The sequence below is a fragment of the Halorubrum rutilum genome (assembly GCF_042665015.1).
Lineage (GTDB): Archaea > Halobacteriota > Halobacteria > Halobacteriales > Haloferacaceae > Halorubrum > Halorubrum rutilum.
Map to the genome: position 1 here is coordinate 246,517 of NZ_JBHTBL010000004.1, position 13,285 is coordinate 259,801.

Annotated in this window: 14 protein-coding genes; 7 read left to right on the plus strand and 7 right to left on the minus strand. The window is 66.7% G+C overall.

All coding sequences use genetic code 11. The features are described 5' to 3' along the window. The first annotated feature begins 1 nt into the window (after position 1). The 4 genes from ACFQMF_RS05425 to ACFQMF_RS05440 are packed head-to-tail and all read left to right on the plus strand — an operon-like array spanning position 2 to position 2,808. Positions 2–601: a DUF7288 family protein gene (locus ACFQMF_RS05425; protein WP_256408579.1), complete on the plus strand. Its 600-nt coding sequence runs from the start codon at positions 2–4 to the stop codon at positions 599–601. Then, positions 589–1,512 (plus strand): DUF7261 family protein, encoded by a 924-nt coding sequence (locus ACFQMF_RS05430; RefSeq protein ID WP_256408578.1) that lies wholly within the window; start codon positions 589–591, stop codon positions 1,510–1,512. Before ACFQMF_RS05425 ends, ACFQMF_RS05430 begins: the two co-directional genes overlap by 13 nt. Further along, complete coding sequence (locus ACFQMF_RS05435) at positions 1,505–1,993, plus strand: DUF7266 family protein (RefSeq protein WP_256408577.1); 489 nt, start codon at positions 1,505–1,507, stop codon at positions 1,991–1,993. The genes ACFQMF_RS05430 and ACFQMF_RS05435 overlap by 8 nt, the downstream gene beginning before the upstream one ends. Beyond that, positions 1,990–2,808, plus strand: coding sequence for a DUF7289 family protein (locus ACFQMF_RS05440; RefSeq protein ID WP_256408576.1), 819 nt, complete (start codon positions 1,990–1,992; stop codon positions 2,806–2,808). The genes ACFQMF_RS05435 and ACFQMF_RS05440 overlap by 4 nt, the downstream gene beginning before the upstream one ends. A gap of 36 nt (positions 2,809–2,844) precedes the next feature. Here the strand turns inward: ACFQMF_RS05440 and ACFQMF_RS05445 are convergent, their stop codons facing one another. Next, on the minus strand, positions 2,845–4,686 hold the full coding sequence (locus ACFQMF_RS05445; protein ID WP_256408575.1) for a DUF7289 family protein: 1,842 nt from the start codon (positions 4,684–4,686) through the stop codon (positions 2,845–2,847). A gap of 187 nt (positions 4,687–4,873) precedes the next feature. Between ACFQMF_RS05445 and ACFQMF_RS05450 the strand changes: the two genes are divergently transcribed. From ACFQMF_RS05450 to ACFQMF_RS05460, 3 genes are all read left to right on the plus strand, one after another. Next, positions 4,874–5,680 carry an alanyl-tRNA editing protein gene (locus ACFQMF_RS05450; RefSeq protein WP_256408574.1) on the plus strand — a complete coding sequence of 269 codons (807 nt, stop codon included), beginning with the start codon at positions 4,874–4,876 and terminating at the stop codon, positions 5,678–5,680. A gap of 69 nt (positions 5,681–5,749) precedes the next feature. Further along, positions 5,750–6,070 carry a transcription factor S gene (locus ACFQMF_RS05455; RefSeq protein ID WP_256408572.1) on the plus strand — a complete coding sequence of 107 codons (321 nt, stop codon included), beginning with the start codon at positions 5,750–5,752 and terminating at the stop codon, positions 6,068–6,070. Between the two features lie 127 nt (positions 6,071–6,197). After that, the gene (locus ACFQMF_RS05460; RefSeq protein WP_256408571.1) at positions 6,198–6,782 is read left to right on the plus strand and encodes a DUF6517 family protein; all 585 of its coding nucleotides are present in this window, start codon (positions 6,198–6,200) and stop codon (positions 6,780–6,782) included. 51 nt (positions 6,783–6,833) lie between these two features. On the opposite strand, the gene ACFQMF_RS05465 is transcribed toward ACFQMF_RS05460, so the two are convergent. The 6 genes from ACFQMF_RS05465 to ACFQMF_RS05490 all read right to left on the minus strand — a co-directional run bounded on the left by ACFQMF_RS05465 (position 6,834) and on the right by ACFQMF_RS05490 (position 13,171). Further along, a complete protein-coding gene (locus ACFQMF_RS05465) occupies positions 6,834–7,385 on the minus strand; it encodes a DUF7332 family protein (RefSeq protein WP_256408570.1) in 552 nt (183 codons plus the stop codon). A gap of 77 nt (positions 7,386–7,462) precedes the next feature. Continuing rightward, the gene (locus ACFQMF_RS05470; protein ID WP_256408569.1) at positions 7,463–7,834 is read right to left on the minus strand and encodes a methylglyoxal synthase; all 372 of its coding nucleotides are present in this window, start codon (positions 7,832–7,834) and stop codon (positions 7,463–7,465) included. A gap of 227 nt (positions 7,835–8,061) precedes the next feature. Further along, positions 8,062–9,057, minus strand: a complete 996-nt coding sequence (gene phnE / locus ACFQMF_RS05475; RefSeq protein ID WP_256408568.1) for a phosphonate ABC transporter, permease protein PhnE — start codon at positions 9,055–9,057, stop codon at positions 8,062–8,064. Beyond that, complete coding sequence (locus tag ACFQMF_RS05480) at positions 9,054–9,854, minus strand: phosphonate ABC transporter ATP-binding protein (protein WP_256408567.1); 801 nt, start codon at positions 9,852–9,854, stop codon at positions 9,054–9,056. Before ACFQMF_RS05480 ends, phnE begins: the two co-directional genes overlap by 4 nt. Positions 9,855–9,860: 6 nt before the next feature. After that, the gene (locus ACFQMF_RS05485) at positions 9,861–10,913 is read right to left on the minus strand and encodes a PhnD/SsuA/transferrin family substrate-binding protein (RefSeq protein WP_256408566.1); all 1,053 of its coding nucleotides are present in this window, start codon (positions 10,911–10,913) and stop codon (positions 9,861–9,863) included. Between the two features lie 332 nt (positions 10,914–11,245). Beyond that, positions 11,246–13,171, minus strand: a complete 1,926-nt coding sequence (locus ACFQMF_RS05490; RefSeq protein WP_256408565.1) for a beta-CASP ribonuclease aCPSF1 — start codon at positions 13,169–13,171, stop codon at positions 11,246–11,248. Positions 13,172–13,285 lie beyond the last annotated feature (114 nt).

Below are 13,285 nucleotides of genomic sequence, written 5' to 3' on the forward strand. Positions count from 1 at the left end.
GATGAGCCGGATCGACGACCGGGGGCAGGCGCACACGCTGGAGGCGTTCGCCGCGGCGATCCTGATCGTCGCCGGGCTGACGTTCGCACTGCAGGCGACCGCCGTCACGCCGCTGTCGGCCAGCACGTCCAACCAGCACTTGGAGAACCAGCAGCGCGCGGTCGCGACCGACCTGCTGGAGACGAGCGCCGCGAACGGCGACCTGCGGGAGGCGGCGCTCCGGTGGGACCCGAACAGGAGCTCGTTCAGGGCGTCGGGGACGCCCGGGCCGTTCACCGCGGGGGGACCGCCGAACGGGTTCGGCGAGGCGCTGAACCGGACCTTCCGCGACGCGCGGATCGCGTTCAACGTCGAGCTCCGGCACGGGCCGCGGTACGGGGAGTCGACGCCGCTGGTGGACATGGGCTCGCCGAGCGACAACGCCGTGACGGCGACGCGGACCGTCGTGTTGACCGACGACGCGAACCTGACGATGCCCGGGTACGAGGACAGGACGCTCGCGCAGGTCGCCGCGGACGATGACCAGTCGTTCTACGCGGAAGACCCCGACACCCGACCGATCTATCGCGTGGAGGTGCGGATCACCGTATGGCAGCTATGATCCCGGCCTTCGACGGCGACGACCCTCGCGAACGCTTCCGCGACGCGGACCGCGGTCAGCTCCTGCTGATCTCCGGGCTCGTCGTGGCCGTCTCGCTCGTGGCGCTCGTGGTCCTCCTGAACGCGAGCATCTACGGCGAGAACGTCGCCACCCGCGGCGTCGAGGCCGCCGACGGCGAGGCGCTGGAGGTCCGCGCGGCGGTCGTCGAGGAGACGGGGGCGCGTCTCGACGCCGCGAACCGAGACGGGTCGACGAGCGACGCGGACATCGAGGCCAGCGTCGACGCGATCGACCGGAACCTGACGGCGCGCTACGCGAGTCGAGGCGGGATCGCCGCCGTCGATCTCCTCAGCACCACCCCGGGTCAGTATCTCACCGGTTCGGTCAACGACTCGACGACGATCGGTGAGGTCGACCGGATCCGCGCGTTCTCGGTCGCCAACGGGAGCGACCTGCCGTCGACGGAAGCCGCGGCGTTCACCGTCGTCCTCAACGACACCGCGGCCAACACCACCCACGAGGTGTACCTGTACGAGAACGACGGCGACGTCGTGGTCGCCCGCGGGGAGAACGGCTCGACCCCGACGGAGCGGTGTCGATATCCCGCCTCCGGAGATCCCGCCGTGCTCGACCTCACCGGCGACCGCCTCGACGGCGAGCCGTGTCCGATGGTCTGGCCGGAGAGCCTGAGCGACGAGGACGACGGACCGTTCGACATCGAGTTCGAGAACGCGGATGAGGCCGAGGCGGAGGTGACCGCGACCGTGGGGACCGACGCGAACCCCGAGAGCGACACCGCGTTGACGGTCCGAGACGCCGTCTACGCGGCGACGATCGAGTTCCGCTACCGCACCGCCGACCTGCGGTTCGAGACGCCGATCCGGGTCGCCCCGGGTGAGCCCGATGCGTGAACGCCGGCTCGGCGGGCGGTCGGGCCTCGTCCGCGACGACCGCGCGGTGAGCGTCGCCGTCGGCTACGTGCTGACGCTCGCCATCGGCGCGGTGCTGCTCTCGGGGGTCGTCGTCGGCGTCGGCGGGGTCGTCGACTCCCAGACCGAGCGCGTCGTCCGGGGGAACCTGGAGGTGACGGGCCAGACGACGGTGGCGAACTTAGAGAGCGCGGACCGGCTCGTCAGGGCGGCCCGGGCGGACGGAGCGGGCGGTCCCGACGCGGTGACCGTCTCCGTCGACCTCCCCGAGCGAGTCGCCGGGTCCACGTACCGGATCGCGGTCGACGACGACGGCGTGACGCTGCGGACCGACGACCCCGACGTGACCGTTCGGGTCCCGCACGCGGCGACCGAGCGCGTCGCCGAGACGACCGTCTCCGGCGGGCCGATACGGATCGCGTACGACCCGGGCGACGACGAGTTGGAGGTGACCGACCGATGAGCGACCGGCGCTCTCGGACCGTCGCCGTCGACCTCGACGCGTCCCGGCGCGCGTTCGGAGGCGACGACCGCGGCGTGAGCGACGTGGTCGGGTACATCCTCGTCTTCTCGCTCATCACGATCACCATCGGCACGGTGTTCGCGGTCGGGATCACCGGCGTCGAGGACCGCCGGGAGGCCGAACGCGTCGCCAACGTCGAGCGCGCGTTCGACGTGTTCGACGACAACCTCCGGGACGTCCAGCGGTACGGCGACCCCAGTCGGGCCACCGAGATCCGGCTGGCCGGCGGTACCCTCGCGACGTCGGGCGAGACGCGGTTCGTTCTTAACCGGACGACCGGCGGCGGCGATAACGTGACGCTCGCTGAGTGGCAGGCGGGCTCGCTCACGTACCGCGACGGGGATACGGTGATCGCCTACGACGCCGGTGCTTTGGTTCGGAGCGACGGGGACGGTTCCGTGATGCTCTCCGACCCGCGGTTCGTCGCCGCGTACGACCGGACGACGATACCGATCGTCGATCTGGTGCCGGAAGAGGCGGACGCCAGCGTCACCGGTGAGGGGACCGTCCAGATCACCACCGTCGATCAGTTGGACACCGGATCGGAGACGAGCCGGTTCGACGCGGCTGGTGAGACGTTGCACCTCCGGGTAGAGAGCGCACATGCCGGTGCGTGGCGTCGGTACTTCCAACGAACCGACGGTTTCGAGGAAGTCACACCCGCCGGCGCCGACGGCGTCGCGGTCGCCCGCATCGTCAACGACGATCAGGTCTATGTCCAGCACCTCACTCGCATCGTCTCCCTGCGACGGTGACGGCGCCGAAGTGAACCCCGTCGGCAGACGCTCCGCTCAGTTCGTCTCAATAACTACCCGATGGCGGGAGACGTGGAGGTGACTCACGACCGGAACGGAGCCGCCCCCGAACGGGTGAGATCCCTGAAGCGCCTCGTCGTAATGGAAGCTGATATCGACGTAATCGTCGTTGCCGCCGTTTCCGTTGTCGTCGGCTTCGCCCGAATTGACGCTCAGAAACGTGTTCGACCCCTTGAATGTGACTCTCCCCTCGACGTACGCCTCGCTCTGGGGAGCGTAGAGGACGCCGGTAAACCGAATGTCCCTGTCGTCGACGCTATCTTCGCCGGGACCGTCGAATTCGATCTCGCTCCCGCTCGAATAGAGCCAGAGGTTGCCCGCCACGTCCCCGTCCGCGGTGATCTGTGCCCTATCCGAGAGATCTATCTCGCCGGTGTTGTACAGGTCGAGGCGGGTGTCCTCGTCCGTCTCGATCGACCCCTGGTCCTGAACGTCTATTCCGGCGTCGACGGAGAGGACGTTGCGGCCACCACCTACCGAGTCGATCCGTCCGTCGCTCTCGATAGAGAGCTCGTCCTCTAGGAGGACCTCGATGTCACCGCTCGTGCTATCGAACACGACTCTCCCATTTTCGCCCACGTCAAGGCCTCCCTGGACGTGAACCGTCGATCCGTCCTCGATCCGGAGCGTGGTCCCGTCGGATACTTCGAGGCCGTCCGCGAAGCACGTATCTTCGCTGATCGGGTGGGTGCCTCCGTCATCGAATTCGGAATCGCTGCGACACTCTCCGGGTTCGTCGAGGCCGAGCGCCTTGACTTGCGCTATTCGCTCGGCTATCGCACCCGAGGTCGGGCCGGGATCGATAGATCCGCTGTTTCGAATCAGATCTCCAGTTATATTTGTATTCTTTTTCCATTTACTACTATTCTGTGAGGGATTAAATGAATCTGCCACAACATCTCCGCGAACCTCGAACGAGTCCGGTCCCCCGCCGTTTGCGACCAGCTGAAACTGTCCGCTCGTTCGTATTCGAGCCTCACTGCCCGCGGTATCAGGATCGTACGCCCCCTGGGACGAGTCGTAACTGTCCGCGTAAAGAGACGTGACGCCGCCGAGAGCGAGCTGTGACTGTGCCACGGACGAGACGCTCGCGTTGAGCGCGGGATGGGTCGTCACCGTCCGGAGCCGCACCTCGACCTCGTCGTCGGCCAGCCGCGTCACGTTCGCTTCGGTGCGCGACTCGAAGAACCGCCCCCACGCCTGAGCGTACTCGCTCTCGACGGTGACGGTGACGTTCCCGCCGAGCAGCGGGTTCGAGACGTCCCCGCTCGGGAACAACTGGTCCGGACGGCTCGCGTTCCGGGTGACGACCGCCGAGTCGCGGAAGCGACCGTCCTCGCCGTCGATCGTCACCAGCGGGAGGGTGAGCGTGTCGCCGCGGTAGTGGAACTCCGGCGGCGACACCATCCACGAGCCGCCCTCGTTCGCGCGCCAGACGCCGCCGCCCTGGTACGCCACGCGGTCGTCGCCGCGCTCGTAGACCACGGCGCCGAGCGTCACGTTCCGCGCCTCGACGTCGCCGTCCTCCGTCTCGACCTCGATCCGCATCCGGCCCGCGTCCCCGTCGATGCGGGCGTTCGCCGTCGAGCCGGGATCGAGCCGGACGCGCTGGCTCGTCGACCCGCCGTGCGCGACGAGGCTCGTCTTCGAGTCGACCTGCGTCATCGCCCCCTCGACGCGCTGCACGTCGGCCGACGCCTGCGCGTCGGCGAGCGCGGCCGAGCCGATCGCGACCGTCACCCCCACCGCCGTGATCGTGAGCCCGATGAGGAGCACGGTCCCGATCACCTCGCTCTGTGCGCGGTCGCGGCTGTCCATGCGGCCGTCTACGGCGGGAGCACTGATAAGCGTCGACGTCCGAGTATCAGCGCTGAGACCGCGGTTCGGTCCCCAGACACGTCTCTCCCGCACCTCTCCCCGTCTCTCACGCTCTCGCTCGCGGTCGGCGCGCCCGTCGCCCGCGCCGAACGCACCACCTATGTCGACGGAGCGGCTTCGTTCGGGCATGACCGAGGCGCTGTACCTCGCCGACGACGCGGTGACGACGTTCGAGGCGACCGTCGAGCGGACGCTCGACGACCGGGTGGTCCTCGACCGGACGGCGTTCTACCCGACCGGCGGCGGCCAGCCCCACGACACGGGCACGCTCCGCGTCGCGGACGGGGAGGGCGACGCCCGATGGCGGGTCGTCGACGTCGAGAAGAAGGACACGATCTACCACACGCTCGCGCCGACGACCGGCGACGAGGGGGGCGACCCCTCACCGCCCGACCCGGGAACGGCGGTGATCGGCGAGATCGACGCGGCGCGTCGGGCGGCCCACTCGAGGTACCACACCGCCCAGCACCTGCTGTCGGCGCTGCTGCTCGACGAGTTCGACGCGGCCACCACCGGGAACCAGCTGTACGACGACCGCGCGCACCTCGACGCGGCGTACGACCGCTTCGACGACGCGGACCTCGACCGAATCGAGGCGCGGCTGAACGAGCTCGTCGCCGACGAGCGCCCCGTGACGAGCTACCTGCTGGACCGCGCCGAGGCGGAAGCGACCCTGGACCCCGAGCGCACGCGCATCCGCCTCCTCCCCGATTCGATCGAGGAGCTCCGGATCGTCGAGATCGGCGCCGCGGGCGCGGACGAGGCGGGCCCGGAGGCCGACGCCGACCCCTACGACCGCACCGCCTGCGCCGGGACCCACGTCGACGACACGGCCGAGATCGGCGAGGTCGTCGTCACCGGCCGGGAGACGAAGGGGAGCGACGAGGAGCGCGTGCGGTTCGCGCTCGCCGAGCACCTCGACCGCGACGAGTGACGGGTCCGGCGACGCTCCCGTTCGTTCGCGATCCCGCCGTTTATATGCGATCCGCGGCTGGGTTCCGCCATGAAGTTCTGCGACGAGTGCGGTTCGATGATGAAGTCGGGCGAGGGCGAGGACCACTGGGTGTGCGACTCCTGCGGCAACGAGGTCGGACGCGACGACGGCGACGACGAGTGGACCACCGAGTCGCAGGTCGAGTCCGAGGTCATCGACGTGAGCGACGCGGAGGACAAGGGGCTCCCGCAGACGACGGCGCACTGCCCGGAGTGCGGCAACGACCGCGCGTACTGGTACATGCAGCAGATCCGCTCGGCCGACGAGTCCGAGACGCGCTTCTTCGTCTGCACCGAGTGCGAGCACAAGTGGCGGGAGGACGACCACTGACCGGCCCCGAGCGGTTCCTCTCGGCCCGCCGCGGCACGCTGTGACCCCTCCACGTCCCTCCCCTCACCGCCCCGACGACGCTCCGGCCCGCGCCCGCTTTTAATTACCTTCCCGGCGAACGGCCGCCATGGACCCGCCCGTCGTGCCCGCCGACCGCCTCGACGGCTGGCGACGCGTCGCCGAGTCGACGGACCGCCCGTTCGCCGCGGGTCCCGTCTCGGTGACCGCGAGCACGGTGCGGTACGAGCGGGCGGACGCGACGGCGCCGCGGCCCTTCTGTTTCGCGAGTCGCCTGCGGATCCGTCCCGAGACCGCGCCGAACGCCGCGCTCACACGGCTGGTCGAGCGCCGGGCCAGGGAGGGGTTCCGCGACCGGCTCGCCGACCGCGACATCGAGGCGGTCCAGCGCCGCGGCGACCGCGAGATCGCGGTCGACGACCCGGCGGGATCGCGCGCGACGCTCTGGACCTTCCGCGGCGACTGCCGCCTCGGGAGCGACGGCGGTCGCGGCGGCGACCGCGAGGTCCCGGTCGAGGCGCTGCTCGCGGTCTGGGCGACCGACGAGTACCTCCTCGCCGGGGGCGCCTACCCGCTCGGTGCGGACGCGTATCCGGCCGGTCGAGACGCCGAGGACGCGCGGCGGGAGCTGCTGGGGATCATTCGCGGCGTTCGCTCGCCGGCGCGCGGGGAACGCGACGGCGACGAGGAGTAACGGGACGCGAGGGAGGCGACGACGGCGGCGGAACGCGAGGCGCGTCCCGCCTTAGCAGTCAGCGATACCGGCGCCCGACTCGATCGGCGGGCCGTCGTCGCGGTACTCCGCGTCGTCGATCGCCCCGCCGAACATCGGGAGGTTGAGTTCGTACGCGTACAACACGTCGAACGCCGCGAACGGGTCGACCCCGTTCACGACGGCCTCGCGCGCGGTGAGCCGGACACCCGCGGCGAGCGTCACGACGGGGTCGCCGTCGAGGGTCCCGGCCGCCTCCAGCCCGAACTCGTTGCCCGCGGCGGGATCGGTCAGCACGGAGAGGTGGACGACCGCGTCGATCGTCGCCCCGGTCTCGCCGATCGAGATCGGGTAGCCGTCGCCCGCGAAACAGCGCGTCGGCGGCGTCACGTCGCCGCCGGACCCGTCGCCGCCGGGACCGCCGCCCGAAGTGCCGCCCATCTGTGCCGGGCCGCCCGCCTGCGCCGCGCCGACGCCCGCCTGTGCCGCGCCGCCCCCGACGACCGCGCCGCTCGCGGCGAGCGCCGAGACGAGGAGGAGCGCGGTCGTCAGCGCGGCGAGCCGGGCCGCCGAGTGACCGGTCATTGGTCCGGGGTACGAGGAACGCACCTAAAACGCCGCCCCTCTCGCTATCCGATCTGATACTCGGGTGCGGGGCGGCGTCACGGCGAGCCGAGCAGCCCCTCGACGAGCAGCTCGCCGGAGGCGACGTTGGTCGCCAGCGGCACGTCCTTCACGTCGCAGACCCGCAGGAGCGCTGAGATGTCCGGCTCGTGCGCCTGCGCGGTGAGCGGGTCCCGGAGGAAGACGACGCCGTCGACCGCGTCGTTCGCGATCATCGCGCCGATCTGGAGGTCGCCGCCGTACGGCCCGGACGCCTGCCGATTCACGGTCAGGCCGGTCTCCTCGGCGATGCGTTTCCCCGTCGTCCCCGTCGTCACGAGCTCGCAGTCGTCGAGGGTCGCGGCGTGTTTCGTGACGAACTCGACCATCTCGTCTTTCAGCTCGTCGTGAGCGATGAGCGCGATGCGCATGAGATGACGTTGCCGCGTCGCGGGTTAAATACTCCCGTCGAAGTAAGTTGCTATCCTGACGAGCCGGTTCCGTGCTAAGACCACGATCCGAGCCGTTCGTCAGCAGTTTCTCCGATCAGTCGAAACAATTTAACTGAATTATTTGTCCCATCCAGTAGGAGACGCGTTCTACACCTTCTATCTTCCATTGTTCGGAGGCGTAATGGAAGCAATACGGACCCGTCTGTCTATTTGAGCAGTGAATCGGACATCCGTCTGGGGAAGCCGAAAACTAGCTGACGGAAGCTCATCTCTTCCACATCGTCGCCCTCACGGAGGTAAGAGCGCGTTCGCTGGCTGATCATTTCGACGGAGATGACGAGTATCACTATGAACAGAATCGTCGCCATCATATTCGTGAAGTTGAACGTCTGCTGCTCGATCGTCAGCGTCACTCCGAGACCGCCCGCTCCGATGATACCGAGACTGACCGCAGACCGGACGTTATTCTCCAGAACGAACATCGCCCACGCGATGAACGGTCGGACCATCTGTGGAATCATTCCGAATGTGATTATCTGAGGCTTACCTGCGCCAGTGCTCCTGATCCCTTCGATCGGTCCGTCATCGACTTCTTCGAGTTCGTCGGTGAGTAGTCGGCCCAGCTCTCCGATAGTGTCCGTACCGAGAGCGAGTGTTGCGGTTACCGGAGTGATACCGCCCAAGGGGACGTATATCAGCGCCCAAACGAGCGCCGGAATCGAGCGAATGATACTCATCACCCCCCGAAAGAGGAAATTGAGCGGGAACGGGGTAACCCGCTCGTTTCCGAGGATACCGAACAGCAGTGCCAGTGGCGCGCCCATGATCGTCCCCGCGAGCGCAATCGCCAGCGTGATCCCAGCTTCTCCCACCAACCCAGCCTCGTTCATGAACCGATAGTAGCGCCCGAGGTCAACAAACGGAATTACGCCGAAATACAGCTTCGGCGGGAAATACTGCGCGAGCGCTTCGGTGAACTGCGGCCAATACTCCAGCCACTCTGTCCTCCAGAACCCGGCCGCGCTCAATGAGAAGTACAGGACCCCCGCAATGCTAATCAGTAGAACCGACTGAGACAGCCGACGTATCAGTCTGGCACGTTTCAATTCGCTGTGCCGTTGTTTGACGGCCGAATCCTCTTGAGTATCACCGAGGAACCGTCGGAGTAGCCTCTCAGTGAGGCGATCGCGATCGGTGCTCATAGTCCGGTTTTCGTATCGGCGGCCTCGGTCTGCATCGATTCGTTCAGTTCGGTAGTCTCGGTCCCTTCTCGGAGTTCTTTCGTCTGGATCTCACCGTAGATCTCTTCGAGAATAGAGGGCGTGAGCTTCGAGCGCGAGCCTACAAACATGACCTCACCGTCTTTCATCCCGATGAACTGCTCGCCGAACTCCCGGGCGATATTGACCTGATGGAGGCTTGCCAGCGTCGTGAGGTCGCGTTTTTTCGCAGTCTCACGGAAGTACGTCATTACCGTTTCAGCACTGGCAGGGTCCAGACTGGCGACTGGCTCGTCGGCGAGGAGGAGCGTGGGCTGCTGAACCAACGCGCGTGCGATCCCGACGCGCTGCTGCTGGCCTCCGCTCATACTACTAACTTTTTGACCTGCTTCGTCGAGCAGTCCGACCGTGCTCAGCGCCTCCAACGCGAGTTCTCGATCCTCGGTAGGCTGTAAATTGAGCAGGCTCCGAAGGTACCCAGTTCGGTTGAACGCCCCGGTCAGGGCGTTATCGTAGGCACTCAGCTCATCGACGAGGTTGTGCTGTTGAAACACCATTCCAACGTCCGACCGCGAGTTGGTGATCTCCTGTCCGTCGAGGTATACACTCCCCGAAGTGGGCTCGGTCAACCCGTTGAGGATCCGCAACAGCGTCGACTTGCCAGCCCCAGACTCGCCGAGCACGACAGCAAAGCTTCCATCGGGGACCTCGAAGGAGACGTTTGACAGGGCCGTCGTGTCCCCGTACTCTTTGGTCAAATCCTGTACGCGGAGGACCATATACAGTTACAGGTCCCCCAGATCGACGCCGAGCGTGTTGATCACGTCGAGAATGGGCTGATAATCCTCGTTACTACCCGGCGAAACCGCACTGATGGGGTTGTCCACGTCTCCGTCCGGTTCCCGTAGCGTCCCCTCGTCGATCGAGAGAATCGCCTCCTCGATGTCGGAACGCAGCGGGTGTTCCCAGTTGCTGCGCGCGATGATGGGCGAGAGAGGGAGCGACTGCGACGCTTGGACCAGTTCTAGCTCCGTCGAACTCGATCCGACGTCGTCGTCCCATCGACCGGACCGTTCGCGCACCCGGTCCGGCCATTGGTCTTCCGGGATATACTCCAACAGAACTGCGATGTCACAACCGACTGCGGCGAACTCGTCCCGATTGAGGAAGTTCTCTATCGCGCCGGCCTGGCCGCTCGTCCACGTCCCGTCGTAGTCCACTGGGTCGCCGTACGGGGCCTCTCCGGTGTCCAGTCCGGCCTGGTTCAGCATGTAGTTGGGGTACAGCGATCCGCTCGTCGAGAGCCGGTCAGCGAACACGATGCTCTCTCCTTCAAGATCTGACAGCTCCTCGATATCGGAGTCCGGACGCGTCGCGATCCCGGAGAAGTACACCGACGCACCGCCTTCGTTAACGATGCCGACGACGTCAATCTCCTCGGGATTCGCGAGCAACACGATGTCGCTGCGCGTCATCTCGGCTTGGTCGTTGATAAGCGATTGGCCGATTCCCGAAGTGCTGTCCGCGAATTCGACGTTCAGGTCCAGCTCGTCGACCTGCGAGTTGACGTACTCCGAGAACGGCTCCCACATCTCCTCGGTATCCCCGGGAGTCTCGCCGGGCGTCTCCAGGAACGTGACCGGCTCGTAATCGTTGCCCGACGAATCTCCGGTCGAATCGGACTCTCCATCGGAACCGTCACCGGAACTACCATCGGAACTGTCACCGGAACTACCATCAGAGCCGTCACCGGAACTACTTGCGCCGCAGCCCGCGAGACCGGCGGTCAGTGCTACTCCAGTGCCCTGCAGTACGCGACGGCGTGCCTTGTCTGGCATCGGATATTGGTCAGTGAAGTATCAGAATAAGATTTTATAATTTTTATAAATTGAACTACGTTTCGGTATGTCACAAACTACGGTGCAATAGCCTTACACATCACAAATTAACTTCTATATACCATCTAATCAGACGGGTGTCTCACCGGGAACTGTACTCCCTTCTCGCGTTCCCGGACTTGAAATTCTCGACGAACGACCTGCTGACGCACCGCAAGCCGACGACGCGCTGAGTGGCCAGCCTACGGGTCAAGACCGCCCAAAGTGCTCCGCCTCAACGCGTGGCGATGCGGGACGAGGCTGTTTGAAGCCGCAGAACCCGCGAGGACGACTCACTTGAACCGGAACGTCTCCAGGTTCTTCGGCGCGAACGTCCGCATGTTGTAGTCGTGGTACAGCGCCGACGAGAGGTCCTGCACGGAGCGCTCGTCGCCGTGGACACAGAGCACCTTCTCGGGCCGCGGGTTCATCGTCTTCACGAAGTTCTCTAGCCCCTGCCGGTCGGCGTGGCCGGAGAAGCCGTCGACGACCTCCGTGCCCATCTCCAGGGTGAGCGTGTCGCCGCGGCTCCCGCCGCCCCAGCCGTCGACCGGGATCTCGTCCCAGCCGTTCTGGATCCGGCGGCCTAAGGTCCCCTGCGCCTGGTAGCCGACGAAGACGAGGTTCGAGTCCGGGTCGGGGCCGATGTGGCGGAGCCACGACATGATCGGGCCGCCCTCGATCATCCCGGAGGTGGAGATGACGATGCACTCGTCGCCGTCGGCGACCTCCTGCCGCTCGTCCTCGCCGGCGTCGATGTGGTTGAACTGGTCGGCGAGGAACGGGTTCTCGTCGTCGTGGAAGATCCGGTCGCGCAGGTCGTCCCGGAGGTACTCGGGGTAGGTCGTGTGGATCGCGGTCGCCTCCCAGATCATCCCGTCGAGGTGGACGGGCATCTCCGGGATCTCGCCCTCGCGCATCGCCTCCTCCAAGACGAGCATGATCTCCTGCGAGCGCCCCACGGCGAACGCCGGGATGACGACTTTCCCGCCCTGCTCGTATGTCTCGTTGATGACCCGCTTGAGCGCCTCCTCCGAGTCGGCCTGGTCGGTCTGGTAGTCGTCGCGGCCGCCGTAGGTGGACTCCAACACGAGCGTCTCGACGCGCGGGAAGTCGTTGACGGCGCCGTTGAACAGGCGGGTGTCCTCGTAGTGGATGTCGCCCGAGAAGGCGACGTTGTAGAGCCCGTCGCCGATGTGGAAGTGGGTGACCGCGCTGCCGAGGATGTGGCCCGCGTTGTGGAAGGTGAGCTTCACGTCGGGCGCTACGTCGGTGACGTCGCCGTACTCCAGCGGGATGGTGTGTTTGATCGCCTCGCGGACCTGCGCCGACTCGTACGGCGGCGTCCGCCCCTCCTTGGCGGCGACGTCGAGGTAGTCGAGCGTGAGCAGTCCCATCAGGTCGCGGGTCGGCTCGGTCGTGTAGATCGGGCCGTCGTAGCCGTACTTGAAGAGGAGCGGCAGCAGCGCCGAGTGGTCGAGGTGAGCGTGCGTCAGGATGACCGCGTCGAGGGTCGCCGCGCCGGCGCCCAGCGCCTCGGGGACCTGGAGGTACGGCACCTCGCCCTCCGCGCCGGGCTTGTCGCCGCAGTCGATGAGGATGCGCGTCTCGGGCGTCGAGAGGATGAACGCGGCGCGGCCGACCTCGCGACAGCAGCCGAGCGTCGTGATCCGGACCCACTCGTCGTCGGACATCTCCTCGCGGTGGATCTGCCGGCCGACGCGTTCGAGGATGTCGCGGCGCTCCTCGCGCTCGTTCTTCAAGAAGCCGCGCACGTTCGAGACGGTGGAGGACTCGATCGGGGGCGTCCGAACGACCTCGGGGGTCCAGCCGACCTCCTGGGTGATCTCCCGCAGCGTGGAGCCGCGGCGGCCGATCACCATCCCCGGCTTCTCGGCCTCGATGACGACCTCGCCGGTGTCCTCGTGGAAGTCGAGGTCGGTCACCCCGGCGTCGTCCGGGATCACCTCCCGGACCTCCTCCTCGGCGCGCGCCGGCGGAGAGAGGGCGCTGGGGTCGGGGCGGACCGTGATTCGTTTCCGGAGCTTGGAGGCGAGCCGGCGGATGAGGTCGCCGTCGCCGGCGAACCGCTTCGGGTCGCGGGTGTACACGACCAGCTCCGGGCCCTCGTACTTGACGTCGGTGACCGTGATGTCGTTCGGAATCTCCTGTTCGATCTCTGATTTCAGGGTATCGAGCTGCTTGTCGACTTGACTCATATCTTACCGCGGGTCGTCGGGGTCGCCGCCGCCGTCGAACGCGTCCGCGCGCCGGTACGTCGCTCGCCGCCGAACGGCCGACCGTGACGGGGTAGGCATAGTGGTAGTACTGTC